16 protein-coding genes are annotated in these 17,537 nt (G+C 67.6%); 10 read left to right on the top strand and 6 right to left on the bottom strand.

The annotated features are described in order from the left end of the window. Nucleotides 1-188: 188 nt before the first annotated feature. The 5 genes from NR810_RS26110 to NR810_RS26090 all read left to right on the top strand — a co-directional run bounded on the left by NR810_RS26110 (nucleotide 189) and on the right by NR810_RS26090 (nucleotide 6,299). Complete coding sequence (locus tag NR810_RS26110; protein WP_257456266.1) at nucleotides 189-1,190, top strand: NADP-dependent oxidoreductase; 1,002 nt, start codon at nucleotides 189-191, stop codon at nucleotides 1,188-1,190. Nucleotides 1,191-1,403: 213 nt separating this feature from the next. Then, nucleotides 1,404-3,323: a CBM96 family carbohydrate-binding protein gene (locus NR810_RS26105; protein ID WP_257456265.1), complete on the top strand. Its 1,920-nt coding sequence runs from the start codon at nucleotides 1,404-1,406 to the stop codon at nucleotides 3,321-3,323. Nucleotides 3,324-3,572: 249 nt separating this feature from the next. Beyond that, the gene (locus NR810_RS26100; protein WP_257456264.1) at nucleotides 3,573-4,424 is read left to right on the top strand and encodes a heme/hemin ABC transporter substrate-binding protein; all 852 of its coding nucleotides are present in this window, start codon (nucleotides 3,573-3,575) and stop codon (nucleotides 4,422-4,424) included. Beyond that, nucleotides 4,405-5,484: a FecCD family ABC transporter permease gene (locus NR810_RS26095; protein ID WP_257456262.1), complete on the top strand. Its 1,080-nt coding sequence runs from the start codon at nucleotides 4,405-4,407 to the stop codon at nucleotides 5,482-5,484. The genes NR810_RS26100 and NR810_RS26095 overlap by 20 nt, the downstream gene beginning before the upstream one ends. After that, nucleotides 5,481-6,299: a heme ABC transporter ATP-binding protein gene (locus NR810_RS26090; protein ID WP_257456261.1), complete on the top strand. Its 819-nt coding sequence runs from the start codon at nucleotides 5,481-5,483 to the stop codon at nucleotides 6,297-6,299. The genes NR810_RS26095 and NR810_RS26090 overlap by 4 nt, the downstream gene beginning before the upstream one ends. Nucleotides 6,300-6,332: 33 nt before the next feature. On the opposite strand, the gene NR810_RS26085 is transcribed toward NR810_RS26090, so the two are convergent. After that, complete coding sequence (locus NR810_RS26085; protein WP_257456260.1) at nucleotides 6,333-7,148, bottom strand: siderophore-interacting protein; 816 nt, start codon at nucleotides 7,146-7,148, stop codon at nucleotides 6,333-6,335. 293 nt (nucleotides 7,149-7,441) lie between these two features. Between NR810_RS26085 and NR810_RS26080 the strand changes: the two genes are divergently transcribed. Together NR810_RS26080 and NR810_RS26075 are read left to right on the top strand one after the other, a co-directional pair. Then, the gene (locus NR810_RS26080; RefSeq protein WP_257456258.1) at nucleotides 7,442-8,473 is read left to right on the top strand and encodes an NUDIX domain-containing protein; all 1,032 of its coding nucleotides are present in this window, start codon (nucleotides 7,442-7,444) and stop codon (nucleotides 8,471-8,473) included. Next, nucleotides 8,467-9,231: a DeoR/GlpR family DNA-binding transcription regulator gene (locus NR810_RS26075; protein ID WP_257456257.1), complete on the top strand. Its 765-nt coding sequence runs from the start codon at nucleotides 8,467-8,469 to the stop codon at nucleotides 9,229-9,231. Before NR810_RS26080 ends, NR810_RS26075 begins: the two co-directional genes overlap by 7 nt. Before the next feature lie 9 nt (nucleotides 9,232-9,240). Here NR810_RS26075 and NR810_RS26070 read toward each other — a convergent pair whose 3' ends face one another. Next, nucleotides 9,241-10,212, bottom strand: coding sequence for an NAD(P)-dependent alcohol dehydrogenase (locus NR810_RS26070; RefSeq protein ID WP_257456256.1), 972 nt, complete (start codon nucleotides 10,210-10,212; stop codon nucleotides 9,241-9,243). A gap of 104 nt (nucleotides 10,213-10,316) precedes the next feature. Between NR810_RS26070 and NR810_RS26065 the strand changes: the two genes are divergently transcribed. Next, nucleotides 10,317-10,943, top strand: coding sequence for a TetR/AcrR family transcriptional regulator C-terminal domain-containing protein (locus NR810_RS26065; protein WP_257456255.1), 627 nt, complete (start codon nucleotides 10,317-10,319; stop codon nucleotides 10,941-10,943). 30 nt (nucleotides 10,944-10,973) lie between these two features. Here NR810_RS26065 and NR810_RS26060 read toward each other — a convergent pair whose 3' ends face one another. Together NR810_RS26060 and NR810_RS26055 are read right to left on the bottom strand one after the other, a co-directional pair. Further along, nucleotides 10,974-11,594: a hypothetical protein gene (locus tag NR810_RS26060; RefSeq protein WP_257456253.1), complete on the bottom strand. Its 621-nt coding sequence runs from the start codon at nucleotides 11,592-11,594 to the stop codon at nucleotides 10,974-10,976. Between the two features lie 73 nt (nucleotides 11,595-11,667). Then, nucleotides 11,668-12,852 (bottom strand): epoxide hydrolase family protein, encoded by a 1,185-nt coding sequence (locus NR810_RS26055; RefSeq protein ID WP_257456252.1) that lies wholly within the window; start codon nucleotides 12,850-12,852, stop codon nucleotides 11,668-11,670. A 90-nt stretch (nucleotides 12,853-12,942) separates the two neighbouring features. Between NR810_RS26055 and NR810_RS26050 the strand changes: the two genes are divergently transcribed. After that, a complete protein-coding gene (locus tag NR810_RS26050) occupies nucleotides 12,943-13,716 on the top strand; it encodes a TetR/AcrR family transcriptional regulator (protein WP_257456250.1) in 774 nt (257 codons plus the stop codon). Here the strand turns inward: NR810_RS26050 and NR810_RS26045 are convergent. Further along, nucleotides 13,713-15,134, bottom strand: coding sequence for a hypothetical protein (locus NR810_RS26045; protein WP_257456248.1), 1,422 nt, complete (start codon nucleotides 15,132-15,134; stop codon nucleotides 13,713-13,715). The genes NR810_RS26050 and NR810_RS26045 overlap by 4 nt on opposite strands. A gap of 106 nt (nucleotides 15,135-15,240) precedes the next feature. Here NR810_RS26045 and NR810_RS26040 point away from each other — a divergent pair, with 106 nt between their 5' ends. Then, nucleotides 15,241-16,572 carry a glycosyltransferase gene (locus NR810_RS26040; RefSeq protein WP_257456246.1) on the top strand — a complete coding sequence of 444 codons (1,332 nt, stop codon included), beginning with the start codon at nucleotides 15,241-15,243 and terminating at the stop codon, nucleotides 16,570-16,572. A gap of 14 nt (nucleotides 16,573-16,586) precedes the next feature. Here the strand turns inward: NR810_RS26040 and NR810_RS26035 are convergent, their stop codons facing one another. Beyond that, complete coding sequence (locus tag NR810_RS26035; RefSeq protein WP_257456245.1) at nucleotides 16,587-17,486, bottom strand: phosphatase PAP2 family protein; 900 nt, start codon at nucleotides 17,484-17,486, stop codon at nucleotides 16,587-16,589. Nucleotides 17,487-17,537: the final 51 nt, after the last annotated feature.

Genomic DNA, 17,537 nt, shown 5'->3' with positions numbered 1-17,537 from the left:
TCCACCTCCGAGGTGAGGCAGCTTAACATGACCGCTGCCGACCGGTGGGCGTACGCGGGACAGGAATGCAGGGCCTGTTACGCGCGTCGCTGCCCCGGTCCGTGGACCGTCCACCAGGTGGACCCTCGGTAGGCGTGACGAGGGCACCGGCTCCAGGAGAGGATGGTGAAGGTGCTTCCGAGGAGCCTATGCAGACAAACCGCGAGTGGGTGCTGAAGGCCCGGCCCACGGGCCTGGAGTTCGAGAACTGCCTGGAGCTCCGCGAGGGGCCCCTTCCCGAGCCGGGGGAAGGGCAGGTACGTGTCCGTAACGTCTACGTGTCGCTGGAGCCGGCGACCCGGCTGCGGATGCAGCGGGAGACGTACGGTCCGGCGATACCGCTGGGCGCGGTGGTGACCGGGTTCACCGTGGGCGTGGTGGATGCGTCGCGCTACCCGGGACTTCGCGAGGGAGCCGTGGTGAGCATCCCGGGCGGTTGGAGGGCCTTCTCGGTGGTGAACGGCACGGACGCGCGAGAGCTGCCGCCGGGAATCCCCCTGCCGGCGTGGTTCTCGGCACTGGGCCACATTGGAATCTCCGCCTGGTTCGGGTTGATGGAGGTCGGGCAGCCGAAGCCGGGCGAGACGGTGGTGGTGTCAGCGGCGGCCGGGGCGGTGGGCTCGCAGGCGGGGCAGCTCGCGAAGATTCATGGATGCCGGGTGGTGGGCATCGCCGGCTCGGACGAGAAGTGCGCATGGTTGACGGGCGAGCTCGGCTTCGACGCGGCCGTCAACTACAAGCAGCCGGACTGGGAGGCTCGCCTGCGCGAGGCCTGCCCCCGGGGCGTGGACGTCTACTTCGAGAACGTGGGCGGTGCCGTGTCCGAGCCCGTCTACGCGCTGCTCAACAAGCACGCGCGCGTGAGCCTCTGCGGGCTCATCAGCGGGTACAACGACCCGGGCCCCACCCCCGGCCCGAAGGACTTCAGCCTGTTCCTCATGAAGCGCGTGCGGCTGGAGGGCTTCATCGTCTCGGACTACTTCCCCCGGGCGAACGAGGCCTACGAGCGGCTGGTTCCCTGGGTGCGCGAGGGTCGTCTCAAGTGGCGCGCGGACGTGGTGGAGGGAATGGAGAATCTCCCCACCGCCTTCCGCAAGCTCTTCGTGGGAGGCAATACCGGCAAGCTGCAGGTGAAGGTGTCCGAGCCCTGATAGGCGGCCGACCAGCCGCGTCTTCCCGCGAAGAGTCCCCATTCGGGTCTGTTCTTGCTCTGCCTTCCCACCCCGAGGAAGCGGTTTGCCCTCATCGGGCCTGCCTCCCTCGGGGAGTGTCGCCCCCGGAACCGGCACCCTGGATGCAAGTGCCAACCCGGGAGGGCGTGCCTGTGTCAGCGGGGCGCCTGTTTCGACGAAGGGGGATGGAACGTGGCAAGGCTGAAGCACTGGGCGAGGTGGGGACTGTGTGTGACCGGGGTGGGGCTGCTCACACATTGTGGTGGTGTGGTGGAACCGGAGGAGACGGTGGGTGGACCCTCCACGGTGAGCCAGGGTCTCGAGGGGACGTATGTCTTCACCCCTGTCGCCGATGCACGCGTGGAGAAGGACTACCCGGCCCAGAACTTCGGAGGGGCCAGTACGCTGAAGGTGGATGCCGCACCCGAGTCCGTGTCCCTCCTGCGCTTCGAGCTGAGCGGGCTCGATGGCACCGTGCGCAGCGCCAGGCTCCGCCTGTACGCGACGGGCTCGACCACCACGGGCCCCGCCGTCTACACGACGGGCTCCGCATGGCAGGAGGGCACTGTCACCTTCCAGACGAAGCCCACGACGCAGACCCTGCTGTCCCGCGTCACCTCGGTGGCTTCCAGCACCTGGACCGAGTGGGACGTGACCGCCGCCGTCCAGGGCAATGGCACGGTGGACCTCGCGTTGATCGCCACGGGCGCGGATGGCACCGAGTTCCAATCGCGGGAGGCGTCCAACACCGCTCGGAGGCCTCAGCTCGTCGTGACGGTGGAGACGGGCAGCACTCCACCCCCACCACCTCCCCCTCCGAGTGGAAACGGCTGGACGTTCTACGGCACGGCGCAGGGGGGACCCCGGTATGTGTTCGGCGTGAGCGCCGACGAGGGGGGGAACCTCTGGGTGGCCGGTGGAGAAGAGGGGCTGTTCGTCCTCCAGAAGGGCCAGACGCAGTTCCGCCGCTTCACCATGGCGGATGGCCTGCGGCCCTACGGCTACATGCTCGACGGGAGTGCCCCCGCGGGCGAGAAGTACCTGAAGGTCATCTCCGTCGCCGGAGGCCCCCCGGGCGTCGCCTTCGTCGGGTACGAGGGCAAGAAGCCCGCCGCGGGCATGCCCACGTGCGAGGACGAATGGGACCAGGCCCCCGCGGAAGGCCGTACTCCGGATGCGAGCATCTACAAGAGCGGTGACGCGGACCGCGTGACGCTGACGTCCACGGGCATCCAGGTGGTGCACTACGATCTCCACACCGGTCCCAACAAGGTCTCCGCCGAGCCGCGCGGGCGCGAGAAGCTCTGCAACATCTGGCGCATTGCCTACGATCCGAAGACGAAGAGCGTCTGGTTCGGCGCCAACCATGGCTTCGCCTGGGGCAGCGCGGACTTCGCCGGGTATAGCTGCCCCCCCGGGACCTGGGACTACAGCTGCGCCGGGGTGAAGGAGCACGCGCATCCGGCCATCAACGCGTGGAACTCGGCCCAGACGGGCGTGGTGCTGCTCACCGACGCGTATTACGGCGTCTCGGTCGCCTCGAATGGAGACGTGTGGTTTGGCGGTGCCAACCGTTCCACCCGCTTCCGCTACGGCACCAATGGCTACAACTACTGGGCGGCCCAGTCCCAGACCGAGGACAGTGCCTACGCGTGGAACCGCTACGACATCTGGCCGGATGCCGTGGGCGAGCCCTCCCTTCCCACCGTGGCGCAGCGCGTGGATGACAACGTGTCGGGCATGGCGGTGATGAGCGACCAGAGCGTCTGGGTGGGGAGCTGGAGCCGGGGCCTGGCGCTGCTCGACGCGAATGGGACCCGTCTGCGCACGCTGTCCACCGAGCTCGTCGATGGAAAGGGCTACGTATCGGCCGTCGCGGCGGACCCGCTCGACGACAGTGTCTGGGCGGGCGCGAGCTGGGGCGGCGGCCTGAGCCGCGTGCAGGGCTCCACGGTGCTGAAGTACGGCAGCGGCGTGCTCCCGAGTGAGCTGGTCTGGATGCGCATCTCGGACATCCAGGTGGACCGCTCGAGCAGCCCGCGGCGCATCCTCGTGGCCTTCCAGGGCACCGACACCACGCCCGGAGCCATCGGCGTGTTCTCGGGTCCCTGAGGACGCCGAGCCACGGGACCTATGGGGCAGCGCGGGAGGGCGCCTACCGGACCCGTACATCCCACCCGTTCGCGAGCTGAATCCTGTCCTTGACAGGTGCCTCGCGACAGTGGGATGTCTCTGTGGTTTTTGATTTTGATTCTCAAACTCAAGACCTCAGTAAAAGAGAATTCCGGTGGCCTCTTGGGATGGAGTGGAGTTGTCATGAGGAGTCGAGCCTTCTCGTTGTTGCTCATGAGTTCCGTTCTCGTGAGCTCCCTCGTCCATGCGGAGCAGTTCAAGGGAGTCGACGGACAGACGGTGGAGATGGGCCCGCCGAAGCGGGTGGTCGCGGTCAACTCCTCGCTGGTGGAGATCCTGTTCGGACTCGGCAAGGGGGACGCCATCGTCGGAACCGACGTGGGCGGCACCTACCCTCCCGAGCAGGAGAAGATCGCCAAGGTCGGTCACCCCTACCATCCCAGCGTCGAGGGCATCGTCAGCCTGAAGCCGGACCTCGTTCTCGCGACGGAGGAGAACCTGACGCCCGCCACCGCCTCGCAGCTGCGGAGCGCCAGGATTCCCGTCTTGATCCTCGAGAACTCCGCCAAGGATGGGATCGACGGCTTGAAGAGGCGCATCGAGGTCGTCGCGCGGCTCTTCAACGTCCAGGAGGCCGGGAAGCGGATGACCCAGGAGCTCGACAGGCAGCGCGCGGAGCTGGGAAGGAAGAGCGCCGCGTTGAAGAAGAAGCCGCGGATCCTCTTCCTCTACGCCCATGGTCCTGGAGAAGCCTTCGTCTACGGGAAGGACACGGGCGTCCACGTGCTCATCGAGCTGGCGGGAGGTCAGAACGCCGCGGACTTCACCACGGGAACCAAGGCGCTGACGGCGGAGGGGATGGTGCTCGCGTCCCCCGATGCGATCATCATGTTGAACCGGGGTCTCGAAGCGGTGGGCGGAGTCGACGGCGCCCTGAAGCTCCCGGGCGTGGCCCTGACCCCAGCGGGCCGGAACAAGAAGATCCTGGCCGTGGACAACAGCATCCGCTGGGTCGGTCCCCGCTTCCCCCAATTCGCTGACGCGATCTTCACGGCCATCCATGCCAAGCCTCAGCAGTGAACGCATCTCGCAGCCCGGCGAGTACGTGACGACGGCCCTCGGCAAGAGGACGAAGGGGCTGCTCGTCCTCGGACCGCTCCTGCTGCTCTGCGTCGTGGCCTCCCTGGGGATCGGGGCCGTCCCCATCACCCCCGCCCAGGTGCTCTCCATCCTTCTCGAGCAGGTCGGTCTGCCTCCATTGACCGAGTTCACGGAGCAGCAGGCGGCGGTCCTCTACGCCATCCGCCTGCCGCGCGTCCTGCTGGGGGTCCTGGTCGGGGCCGCGCTCTCCGTGGCGGGCGTGGCCCTCCAGGGCCTCTTCCGCAATCCGCTCGCCGACCCCGGGCTCCTCGGGGTATCGGGCGGAGCCTCGTTGGCCGTGTCAGCCGTCACGGTCCTCAAGCTCCAGCTCCTCGGCTTCTACACCCTTCCGGTAGCGGCGTTCGCCGGAAGCCTCGTGGCCATCCTCCTCATCGCTTCACTGGCCCAGGAGAACGGGAAGACCAACGTCGCGATGATGCTCTTGTGCGGAGTCGCCATCAACGCGCTCTGCGTGTCCGGAACGGGCCTCTTCACCTATCTCTCGACCGACGATCAGCTGCGGACCCTCACCTTCTGGCAGCTTGGCTCGCTCACGGGAGCGACGTGGCCCCTGGTCTCCACCATCACGCCCCTGGTGCTGATCTGCGCCGTGGGCATGCTGTTTCTCGCGAACCCACTCAATGCCCTCCTCCTGGGCGAGGCGAACGCGCATCACCTGGGCATCTCGGTGGAGCGCACCAAGTGGAAGATCGTGGCGTTCGTGGCCCTGGGCGTGGGGGCGGCAGTGGCCGTCTCGGGGATGATCAGTTTCATCGGGCTCGTGGTTCCCCATCTCATCCGGCTGTGGCTCGGTCCCAACCACCGCGTCCTGTTGCCCCTCTCGGCGCTCCTGGGCGCCGCGCTCCTGGTCCTCGCGGATCTGATCGCCCGCACCGTCGTGGTTCCTTCCGAGTTGCCCATTGGCATCGTGACAGCGCTCGCCGGTGCGCCCTTCTTCCTGTACCTGCTCTTGCGGCAGCGAAGGACCCACGTCCTATGAACCCGGTACTCGAAGTCCGCGACCTCCATTGCCAGCTCGGCGGGACGCGGCTCCTGTCCGGCATCCACCTGACCCTGGAGCCCGGCGAGCTGCTGGTGGTCATCGGACGCAATGGGGCGGGAAAGAGCACGCTCTTCAAACACCTGACGGGAGAGCTGCGCAGCCAGAGTGGTGAGGTGCTCGCCTTCGGCTCCCCCCTGGGCAGCAGCTCGCGGACGGAGCTCGCCCGGAAACGGGCCGTGTTGCCCCAGACCACGAACCTCCAGTTCGCCTATGAGGCCCTGGAGGTCGTGATGCTGGGGAGGATCCCCCACCAGCAGCACCGCCCGGAGTCGCGGGAGGACGTGCGGATCGCTCGCGCCTGCCTGGCGCGGGTCGGGCTCGCGGGGTACGAGGCGCGCAACTACCTGACGCTCTCGGGGGGAGAGCAGCAGCGTGTCCACCTCGCGCGTGCGCTCGCCCAGATTCATGACACCGCTGGAAACCGGTTGCTCCTGATGGATGAGCCCACGAGCAGTCTGGACATCGCCCATCAGCACAAGGCCTTGCAGCTCGTGAAGGAGTCGACCCGGGAAGGTGTCGCGGCGCTCCTCATCCTCCATGACCTGAATCTTGTCGCCCAATACGCTGACAAGGTCCTGGTGCTCGCCGAGCGGAAAGCCATTGCATTCGGGGAGCCTCGCTCCGTCATGACGACGGACATCCTCAGCCGGGCTTTCGACTACCCGATGACCACGCTTCCCCATCCCTGGCTGGATTGCCCGATCATCGTTTCAGGAGAGCGTTCGTCCGGCGCCCTCCTGAAACAGGGCTGATGAATCCCCGTGGCCCGCGAGGGCCACTTCGATTCACTCCTCGTCGTGGTCGTGGTCCGACACGCCCCGCTTCCAATAGCCGGTGACGCTCATCCAGGCCTTGTTGATGCCGCGCTCGTTGGTCAGGTGTAGACGCAGCGTCCGCATGACAGTGGATTCGCCCGCGCCCCACGCGAAGTAGTCCCCCGGAGGGAACGCCAGGTCTCGCACGGCCTTCTCCAGCTGGTTCGTGGTGCCGGGCCGCGCGCCCTCCCTGTACAGCCAGGTCAGCTCCAGATTGGCCTGACTCTGGAGCGGCACCCTCGCGGAGGCGTCGGCGACTTCGACGAACGCGATGGCCCGTGCGCCCGCGGGCAACTCCTCGAGCCTGCGGGCAAGTGCCGGAAGCGCGGTCTCGTCGCCGAAGAAGAGGTACCAGTCGAAATCGTAGGTGACCACCAGCGAGCCGCGTGGACCGGCCACGCCCAGCATGTCGCCCGGCTTCGCCTGCGCGGCCCACGTGGAGCCAGGGCCCGAGCCGTGGATCACGAAATCGATGTCCAACTCTCCCGCGACAGGGTCATGGCGCCGGGGCGTGTAGTCGCGAAGCGCCGGACGCGGTTTGTCCGGTGGAAACTCCAATCCCCTCGGCCCCATCCCCGTCGGAACGACTGGCATCCTTTCTCCCGGGGCAGGGAAGAACAACCGCACATGGTCATCCGCGCCCTCGCTCCGGAAGCCGTCCAGGTCCTTTCCGCCGAGCGTCACTCGCACCATGTTCGGAGCGAGGCGAGCCGTCCGCAGGACTTCGAGGATGCGGACCCTGATAGGGAAGGGTCCCTTTCTCACTGTGCGTTCACGTGTCGTCATCCGAGTGACTCTAAAGGGTCGACTGGAGTTTGTGAGCGAAGCCACCCTCCACCCTCCGCCATCTCGTTTCAGATGCAATCAGGCCACCTTACCCGCCTGGTAGCGCGCCCCGCGGTGCTGGATTTGAAGCGAGAGATCCAGACGAGGGCCGCGAACAGTGCCTTCGTCTGGAGCCACTCCTCCGCCATTTGTCAGATCTTCAGGGTCGTACGGGGCAGGGGTGTTGTGCGAACTTGTGCATATCCGTGCTTTTTGTTGCGAAGCTGCCTGTGTTCTTGCTACTTTGTCGAGCCATGACAGAGCATGCGCCGCTGATGGTGCTCGTTGCCGGCCCCTATCGGTCGGGAACGGGGGATGATCCCGCGAAGATCGCCGCGAACGTGCGGGCGATGAACGAGGTCGCGCTCGACGTCTTCCGAGCGGGACACCTGCCGGTGACGGGCGAGGCGATGGCCCTTCCGTTGATCGAACTGGCCGGGAGCCGGGCCATCGGGGATCGCGTCTTCGACGAGATCTTCCATCCCATCGCCCGCCGGCTGATCGAGCGCTGCGACGCCGTGCTCCGCATCGGAGGCCCCTCGGCGGGGGCGGACGAGATGGTCAGCCTGGCCCGGGCTCGGGGCAGGGCGGTGTACTTCGGAGTCGACGCGCTGCCACGGGGAGGAGGACAGACGCCGCCGCGGCAGGTGCGCGAGCCGGGAGGCTTCCGGGACCCTTCGGACGGGCCCTCGCGCAACGACGCCGTGCGCATCACCGGCGTGCAGGTCCTCTCCTCCAACTGGTACGTCCTGCGCAAGGTGACGTTCGACTACCGGCGCTCGGATGGCACCTGGAGCCAGCAGAGCCGGGAGGCCTACGACCGCGGCAACGGGGCGACCGTCCTGCTCCATGACGCCTCGCGGGGAACGGTGCTGCTCACCCGCCAGTTCCGGTTGCCGGCCTACGTGAACGGGCACCCCGACGGGATGCTCATCGAGGCCCCCGCGGGGCTGCTCGATGGCGAGCACCCCGAAGCGGCGATCCGGCGGGAGGTCGAGGAGGAGACGGGAGTGCGCATCGGCGAGGTGCGGCCCGTCTTCGATGTCTTCATGAGCCCGGGCTCGGTCACCGAGCGCCTGCACTTCTTCGCCGCGCCCTACACCCGTGACGCTCGCTCCTCGACCGGCGGAGGGCTCGCGTCCGAAGGCGAGGACATCGAGGTCCTCGAGCTTCCGCTCACCGAGGCCCTGCGGATGATCGACACCGGAGAGATCGTCGACGCGAAGACGATCCTGTTGTTGCAGTGGGCCGAGCGGAACGGAGTCATGGGCGGCTCGCGATGCTGAAGGAGGAGCGCCATCGCCGGATCCTCGAGATTCTGGGCTCCGAGGGACGTGTCGTCGCCGGGGAGCTGAGCGAGCTGCTCGGGGTGTCGGGTTTCACCATCCGCAGGGATCTGGACGAGCTCGCCGAGGCCCATCTTCTGCGCCGGGTCCATGGTGGGGCGGTCGCGCGCTCTCCAGTGGCGCCCACGTACGAGGAGCGACAGCAGCAGGGCGTGCCGGGGAAGATCGCCACGGCGCGCGCCGCCGCGACGCTGCTCGCGCCAGGACAGGTCGTCATCCTCGACGGCGGGACGACGGCCTTGCACCTGGTGGATGCCATTCCGCCGGATCACACCGGGACGTTCATCACCCACTGTCCGGCGGTGGCCACGGCGCTGGCCCGCTTCCCGGGCATCGAGGTCGTCCTGGTGGGGGGCACGTTGGACCGGCGGGCCATGGTGGCGGTCGGAGCCAACGTCATCGAGACCTACCGGCGCATCACCGCCGACGTATGCTTCCTGGGCATCTGGAGTCTCAATGCCACCAGTGGCATCAGCGGGCCCTACTACGAGGAAGTGGAGGTCCGCCGCGTGCTGCTCGGCTGCGCGGATCGCATCGTCGGCCTGGCCTCTCGCGAGAAGCTCGGCACCGCGGCGCCCTTCGCCATCGGGCCGGCCACCGGGCTGACGCATCTGGCGACCGAGCCGGGCGTCCCCGAGGAGCTGCTCCGGCCCTTCGTCGAGCTCGGTATCCACATCGTCCAGGGTGCGGAACGGTAGCGCCAGCGTTCAGACGGAGATCACCGTCTTTCCCTGGGCGTGCCCGTCGGCCACGTGACCCATTGCCGTGGCCGTCTCGCGCAGGGCGTACTGCCGCTCGATCACTGGAGTCACCTTTCCGGCTTCGATCAGCGACCGGAGGAAGAGCAGATCTTCCCGCCGCGGCTTGCTCATCAGCATGGTCACCTTCTGGCTGCCGGACATTCCCGCCAGCATCACCTTGAGCATCCAGACGATGGGTCCGATCCAGTTTCCGCCCGGCGAGCCGGCGGAGGAGACGAACACGCCCCCTGGCTGGAGCACCGCCCGGCAGTCGGCGAGGGAACGGTTGCCCACCAGATCGAGCATCACGTCGTAGCGCTCCGGGCCCCGCGCGAAGTCTTCGCGGGTGTAGTCGATCACCCGGTCGGCTCCGAGCGAGCGGACCTTGTCGACGTGGCGCGTGCTGCAGACCGCGGTCACCTCCGCGCCCAATGCCTTGGCGATCTGCACCGCGAAGGTGCCCACGCCTCCCGAGGCGCCGTTGATCAGGACCTTCTGTCCCGGTTTGAGCTGCCCGGCGTCGCGCAGCCCCTGCAGCGCGGTCATTCCCGAAATGGGCACCGCCGCCGCCTGCTCGAACGTCAGGTTGGCCGGCTTGGGCGCGAGCATGTCCGCGGGCGCGCACACGTACTCGGCGAAGGCGCCCCCCGGCATCTGGCCGTAGACCTCGTCTCCGGGTTTGAACGCGGTGACGTTGGGGCCCACCGCCTCCACCGTCCCGGCCATGTCCTGTCCCGCGATGCGGTACTTGGGCCGGCGCAGGCCGAACGCCAGGCGCACCAGGTACGGCGTGCCGGTGAGCAGGTGCACGTCGCCCTTGTTCACCGAGGCCGCATGCACCCGGACCAGCACCTCGCCATCTCCCAGTGCCGGCCGCTCCACCTGCTCGAACCGGAGCACCGCGGTCGAGCCGTAGGCGGGTTGGACGATCGCGTTCATGGTCTCCATCGGGTTCTCCTGACTTACGGTGTAAGTTGACTCGCTCCAAAGCTATGCTTACGGTGTAAGCCGTGTCAAGTCGACCCGCCAGAGCACGAACGCCCTTGACCCGGGAGCGGGTCCTGCAAACCGCCATCCGCCTCGCCGACAAGGGGGGCCTCGAGGCGGTGTCGATGCGCAAGCTCGCCCAGGAGCTGGGGGTGGAGGCGATGTCGCTCTACAACCATGTCGCCAACAAGGACGACGTGCTCGACGGTATCTCCGACCTGGTGGTGGCCCAGATCGAGCTGCCCGCGATTGGCGGCGATTGGAAGACGGAGATACGAAAGCGCGCCCACTCCGCCCATGAGGTGTTGCTGCGCCACCCCTGGGCCTCGATGCTGATCGTCTCCCGTCTCAACATCGGGCCGGCGATGTTGCGCTATGTGAACGCCACGCTCGGCTGCCTGCGCGAAGCCGGCTTCTCGTATCAGCTCGCCGATCGCGCCTGGAACGCGATCGACAGCCACATCTACGGCTTCACGCTCCAGGAGCTGAACTTCCCCCTGGAGCGCGCGGAGTATGAGAGTGCGGCGCGGGGTTTCCTCCCCATGCTTCCCGCCGAGCAGTATCCCTACATGCGGGAGCTCACCGCGCTGGTGGCCGACGGCGCCCACAATGGTGTGCAGCAGTTCGAGTTCGGGCTGGAGCTGATCCTCGACGGACTGGAGAGGTTGAGGACGAAAGCCTGACTTCAGCAACCCGGGTTGGGTGTCGCCACCTCAGGCCAGCTCCAGAACTCGCCGGAGGTGCTGCTGCACGGATGGAAGATTGGCCGGCCAGTTGGCATCGCTCAGAAAACTGGCATGGTTCATTACCCATTCCAGCGTCCAATGGACGTACAACCGCATGAGCCCTCCGCGGAGAGACGTCTCGAGCTCTTGCTCCTGCTTCAGGTAGGCGGGGATGCAGCCCATGAGGAATCCGTATCCCTTGTCGAGCATCTCGTCCCGTTGGAATCCGCTGTCCAGGTTCTCTTCGAGAACGCTGAGAATGAATCCCTGCCAGATGAAGTAATCATTGGGATCGACCCAGTCATTTCCCTCCTCCTGCCCTGATTCGTAGAGACGGTTGGCTTCATCCATGTCGTCGATCATCTGCTTCGCGATCACGTGCAGATGCCGCGTGAGGGGGGCCGAGATGAGCTCCTCGGGAGTGCCCTCGTCATGGATTGTCTGTAGGTGATTCCTGAGCGGCTGTATGACATGCACTTTGTCCGTGGCGTCGCCGTCCCCGGCCTCACACCGCTCCTCGTACATTTTCAGCGCGGCGAGGAGATGCGCCAGCTCCAACTTGTTGAGCTCTATTCTTGCCATGCACCCAACATAGGGGCGTCGTGGCATACCGTCCATCCGCGAAGTCGAGGGGAGGAGATGCGTTGCACGGTCATGAGGCTGTCGTGAGCCGTGTCACGAGTCAGCGCACGCGACGGAAGAACTCCCGCACGTCGCCGATGAAGAGGTCGGGCTCCTCCAGGGCGGCGAAGGTGCCGCCGCGGTCGAACTCCTTCCAATGAATGATGTTCGTATGGTCGCGGTCCGCGAAGCGGCGGATGGGCCGCAAGACGTCACGGGGGAAGAGCGCCACGCCGGTGGGCACCGGCGTCGGCTTCACGTCCTCCGCGAGATCCGCATCCTCGGGGGTGTCCGGGGTCTCGACGAAGGAACGGGACGAGGAGGGGGCCGTCTGGGTGAGCCAATACACCATGACGTTGGTGAGCAGGCGGTCCCGGCTGATGGCGTCCTCGGGTGAGTGGGTGCAGTCGGTCCATTCCTTGAACACCCCGATGATCCATGCCAGCTGGCCCACGGGGGAGTCCGTCAGACCGTAGGCCAGGGTCTGGGGCCTCGTGGATTGGATCTTCTTGTAGCCATACAACTCACGTTGGTAGTGGTCCGCGAAGGCTAGGCGGGCCTGATCGGCGTCGCTCAGACCCTCCATCTCGCCGGGCGCTCCCACCGGGAAGGTGATGAGTCCATTGGTGTGCACGCCCACGACCCGGTCGGGCACGAGCAGGCCGAGCTCGCGGGAGATCCACGTGCCCCAGTCGCCGCCCTGGGCGCCGTAGCGTGTGTAGCCGAGCCGCTGCATCAGCTCGGCCCAGGCCCGGGCGATGCGACGCGAGCCCCAGCCCGCCTCGTGCGTGGGTCCGGAGAACCCGTAGCCCGGAAGCGAGGGGATGACCAGGTGGAAGGCGTCGGCGGGGTCTCCACCGTGGGCACGGGGGTTCGTGAGCGGGCCGATGACGTCGAGGTACTCCACGATCGAGCTGGGCCAGCCGTGGGTGAGGATCAGCGGCAGCGCGTGGGGCTCGGGCGAGCGCACGTGCAGGAAGTGGATGTCCTGCCCCTCGATGCGGGTGATGAACTGAGGGTGACTGTTGAGTGTGGCCTCGTGGGCTCGCCAGTCGTAGGTGGTGCGCCAGTACGCGGCCAGCTCCTTCAGGTAGCCCAGGGACGCGCCATGGCGCCAACCGGCCCCGGGCAGTTCGTCCGGCCAGCGGGTGCGGCCCAGCCGCTCGCGCAGCTCGTCCAGCTCCGCTTGGGGAATGTCGATGCGAAAGGGGCGGATCTCACGGCTCTCTTCCAGGGTCGAACGCATGCGGCTCCTCCACTCCGTACAGTGTACGGACTCTCTATCTCATAATGCCGTACGGTGTACAGTATTTCCGCTTGTGGGAAGAATGACGGGGTGACGACCGAGTACAGCGGCAGTGGGGACCCCCAGCGGAGCATCGAGTTGCTGTGGGGGCTCCAGGAGCGTGGGAAGCGGGGGCCCAAGCCCCGGTTGACGGTGGAACGGATCGTCCAGGAGGCGATCGCGCTGGCGGACGCGGAGGGGCTGGGGGCGCTGTCCATGCGGCGGGTGGCGGACGCGCTGAAGGTGGCTCCCATGTCGCTGTACACCTACGTGCCGAGCAAGGCGGAGCTGATCGACGTCATGCTGGACCGGGCCTACGGCGAGCTACCCCGGAGCGAGGACGTGTCCGGGGGCTGGCGGGCGCGGCTGGAGCGGATCGCCCGGGAGAACTGGGCGCTCTACCACCGGCATCCGTGGATGCTGCACATCGCGAAGAGCCGGCCGGTGATGGGGCCGAACCTCATCGCCCGGTATGACCACGAGCTGCGCGCGGTGGACGGGATTGGCCTCACCGACGTGGAGATGGACTCGGTGGTGAGCCTGGTGGCGGGGCACGTCGAGGGGGCGGCGCGCCGCTCGGTGGAGGCCGCGCAGGCCGAGCGGCACACCGGCATGAGCGACGAGCAGTGGTGGGCGGCGCACGCTCCGCTGTTGGAGAAGGTCCTGGATCCCCAGCGCTACCCCACCGCGGCCCGGGTGGGGTCGGCGGCGGGGGCGGAGTACGGGGCCGCGACCCACCCCGCACACGCCTTCGAGTTCGGTTTGCAGCGCGTCCTGGATGGGCTCGAGGTGTTCATCCAGGCACGCACCCGGGGCCAGCGCTAGACGTCATGCAACGTCAGGATGCCTCGGGAGAACAGGGCCTGAAGCGTGTCCTCCTGGCCCCGCAGCCCCGGCTCCACCTCGCCTACCACGCGGCCGACCACCTGCGTCACCAACCCGAGCTCGGAAGCGCCCAGCTTCGTGTGGGCGAAATCCGAGAGCACCTGCCCTGTCTCCTTGTCCAATCCGCGCACCAGCGGCCCCATCTGGAAGCGCAGGGACTCCCAGGCCGGGGGCGGCGGCGGCGCTGACTCCACCCGCTTCAGCGTCTGACGAAGGCTTTCGGCGAAGGCCTCCCGGCGGAACGTCCGGAGGATGTACTCCCGCCCTTGCTGGCAGGCCTCCTTCACCCTCACGGGCCGTTGAACATCCTCGAAGATGCGGCGAGCCACTGGCGCGTAGCCAGCCGCCGCGTCGGACAACATCTCGGCGCTCTCCTGGACGAAGATTCCGTGACCCGGTGGCAGGTTGCGGCGGTTGTTGCCCACCCCATTGGTGTAGACCGGGCAGCCATTGAATACAGACTCGAGCACGTAGAACCCGAAGGGCTCCGGCACCACGTTGTAGGAGAGGCCAAAGCGCGCGGCCCGGAACAGCTTGAAGAGCTCCCGCTGCTTGAGCTGCGGCACGGGCAGCAGCACGTCCTCGAGCCGCAGCTCCAGCGCATCGAGCGCGGCCTTCGCGGCCGACACGTCCATGGGGAAGCCCCGCAGGAACGAGTACTCGAGGTGGGCGAAGTCCTGCTCGTGAATCACCAGGCGCCAAGGTCGGCGATCTCCTGACTCGCGCGCCAGCATTTGCAGTTGGAGGATGATGTGGAAGACGGCTTCCCAGTCCGCCTTCCCCCGCTGGATGGCGTGGCCAATCACATCTCCCGCCTCCATCGCCCGCAGCACGTGGGCCGGCAGATCCTCTCCCCCGATGAGCGGATGGCCGTCGGGACATTCCACACAGGGCAGCGGTGGAACGAGGTAGTCCACCCGGTGGAAGGCCCCCGGATCCATGCACCGGCGCTGGCTCCAGTCTGGCAGCGTCAGCAGCGAGCGGAGCACGTCGCGGATGTACGGGGACAGCGCGCAGTAGCCGTCGATCTCCGGGTTGGCCAACCAGGTGGACGGTGAGCCATGGAGGCCATGGAAGAGCACGAGCGTCTTGCGCGCGAGCTGCCGGCTCGGCCGACGGATGGAGAGGCCCTGGTCACAGAAGATGGCGAGATCCGCGGTGGGCTCCACCAGCAGCCGGTTCAAGCGCTCCGCGGTGGCCAGCGGAGTGTCTTCGTCGTTGCGTCCCAGGCGGGAGCGGTATTGCGCGGAGAGCTCATAACCGAAGGAGGACAGCGCCTCGGCCAGGCACGCGTTGATGGCACCGGAGGCCCCTGCATAGGGTTCCGCCTCGAAGAAAAGCTGGGCATGTGCGGGCATGGAGAACTCATTTGCGGTACGGCGTCCTGACTCCTAGAGTGACACAGTTGGCCCCGGGAAAAGAACAGACTCGCCAGGGTGACCTCCTCCGCGCGGCCCGCGTCCCATGGCCACCATCCTCTTCACCGTCAGACCCGAACGCGGGCACATCAACCCGAGTCTGAGAATCGCCCGCACCCTGCAGGTCCGGGGGCATCGCGTCCTCTACTGCGGCATCCCGGATATTGGAGAGCTCGTCCGTCGCGAAGGGTTCGAATTCGCCCCCATCTTCGAGGAGCTCTTTCCGGTGGGGTTCCGCGACGAGATGCGCGCACGGCTTTCCCGGCTGAGGGGGTGGGGGCGCCGGCGGGAAGAGCACTCGCTGGACCGCCGGTACGAAGCGGCCCAGAAATGCATCCTGGAGGGCGAGTTCGACCGGCCCTTCGCGCGGGCACGCGCCGATCTGCTCATCTGCGACGTGCTGATGCAGGAGCCCCCGCTGGTGGCCTGGGGTCATCACATCCCGACACTGCTGCTGAACACCACGCTGCCCCTTCGGCGTGAGCCGGGATTGCCGCCGCTCTCCTCGCCGCTTCTCCCGGATGGCGGAGCCGTGAGCCGGGCCCGCATCGCGCTCACCTGGCTGCGCGTCGGCGGGTTCACGCCCCTGGAGCGGTGGCTGGAAGTGCCCAAGGTCCGCTACCTCCACACGCTGGCCCGCAAGCACGGCTACCCGCTCGAGGCGCTGGACTTCAGCGGAGAGAACATCTGCGCGCGGCTGCCAGAGTTGGTGCTCTGCCCCCAGGAATTCGCCGAGCTGGCCGTCCCCCGCACCCGCGGTGAGTACCTGTACGTGGAGCCCTGCATCGACTACGAGCGCCAGGAGCCGGACTTCCCCTGGGAGCGGCTCGAGGCCTCCCGGCCGCTCGTCTTCTTCTCCCTGGGGACCCTCGCCAGCACGACGAGGAAGGCGGCCCCCCTGCTGCGCGCCGCCGTGGCCGCCGCCGCCCAGCGCCCCGGCTGGCAACTGGTGCTCTCGTTGGGCGGCGCGCTCACTCCGGAGGAGCTCGGCCCGCTGCCCGCCAACGTGATCGCCGTGCCTCACGCCCCCCAACTCCGCCTGCTGCGCCGCGCTTCGGTGATGGTCACCCATGGCGGCTTCAACAGCGTCAAGGAGTGCATCCACGCGGGGGTGCCCATGGTGGTGTTGCCGCTCCAGCATGATCAGCCCGGCATCTCCTCGCGGGTCGTCCACCACGGGCTCGGTGTGCGCCTGGAGCCGCGACGCGTGACGCCCTCACGGCTCGCCCATCTGGTGGACACGGTGCTGGGGACGCCGGGCTACAAAGCGGCCACGGAGGCCATGCGCGTGCGCTTCCTCGAGGCCGAGGAGAAGACGGGGGCGGCGCAGGTCATCGAGCGCTTCATGGACGCTCGAGGACGGCCGCCCACGACATGAATCACCCTTCGGCCTCAGAACCGCCCGGACAGCATCACGCCGCCGAGGTTGCCCGACACGTTCATCGACAGGTCCGTGGCCTTCGACTGTGTCTGCTCCTTGCGCCCGTGCAGCAGCAGGGGCACGCCCACGCCGAAGAGCGAGCCCGCCGCCGCTCCCACCAGCACGTCCGTGAGGTAGTGCTTGTCCGCGCCCATGCGCAGCAGCCCCACCGAGGCCGCCGCCGGCAGGCCCACCGCCCAGATGAGCCAGCGGTTCTTGTAGCCCCGCAGCTCGGACACCGTGCCCGCCGCCGTCACGAGCGAGAAGGCCATGCTGGTATGCCCGCTGTAGAAGGAGAGGTTGTTGTCGGTGGGGTGCTCGGTCTTCCCTTTTTCCTCCTCGGGCAGCACGTGCACGAAGGGGCGCTCGCGGCGCACCGAGAACTTCACCGCCTGGTTCACGACCGCGGCCACCACCGCCGTCTCCACGATGATGGTGGCGTCCTCCGCGAAGTAACGCGTGGGCGCCCCGCTGCCCCGGCCCAGCAGGTACTGCGCCCCGAGCACTCCCACGGGCAGCACGCCGAAGTCCGCGACGTCGCTCACGTCATCCCAGAGCGCGCGGCCCTCGGCGGTCTTCGCCCCGATTCCCCGGCCCCACCGGTCCACCGCGTTGAGGGTGTCCGTGCCGTCCGCCGAGCGGTCGCACCAGCTGCACCGGCTCAGGTCGATCTGCTTCTTGAGGATGGCCTCACTGCCGATCCACAGCGCCCCTCCGACTCCGGTGATGAGCGCCTCACGCGTCCAGTTGAACTCGAGCGCGTGAATCGTCGGGGCATCCGCGGCCTGCTGGGCGCCAGGCAGGGCTCCGGCCGGGACGGGGGTGGAAGCAACCAGGGAAGCAAGCGCTAGAAAACAGAGGGAAGTTGGCACGGAGGCGAGCATAAATGCGCCCCTCGCTCCGTTCTAGAATCCCCCACTCCG

Source organism: Archangium lipolyticum, from assembly GCF_024623785.1.
Lineage (GTDB): Bacteria > Myxococcota > Myxococcia > Myxococcales > Myxococcaceae > Archangium > Archangium lipolyticum.
Note: the sequence above shows the minus strand (reverse complement) of the source record. Positions and strands in the feature narration are given on the sequence as shown.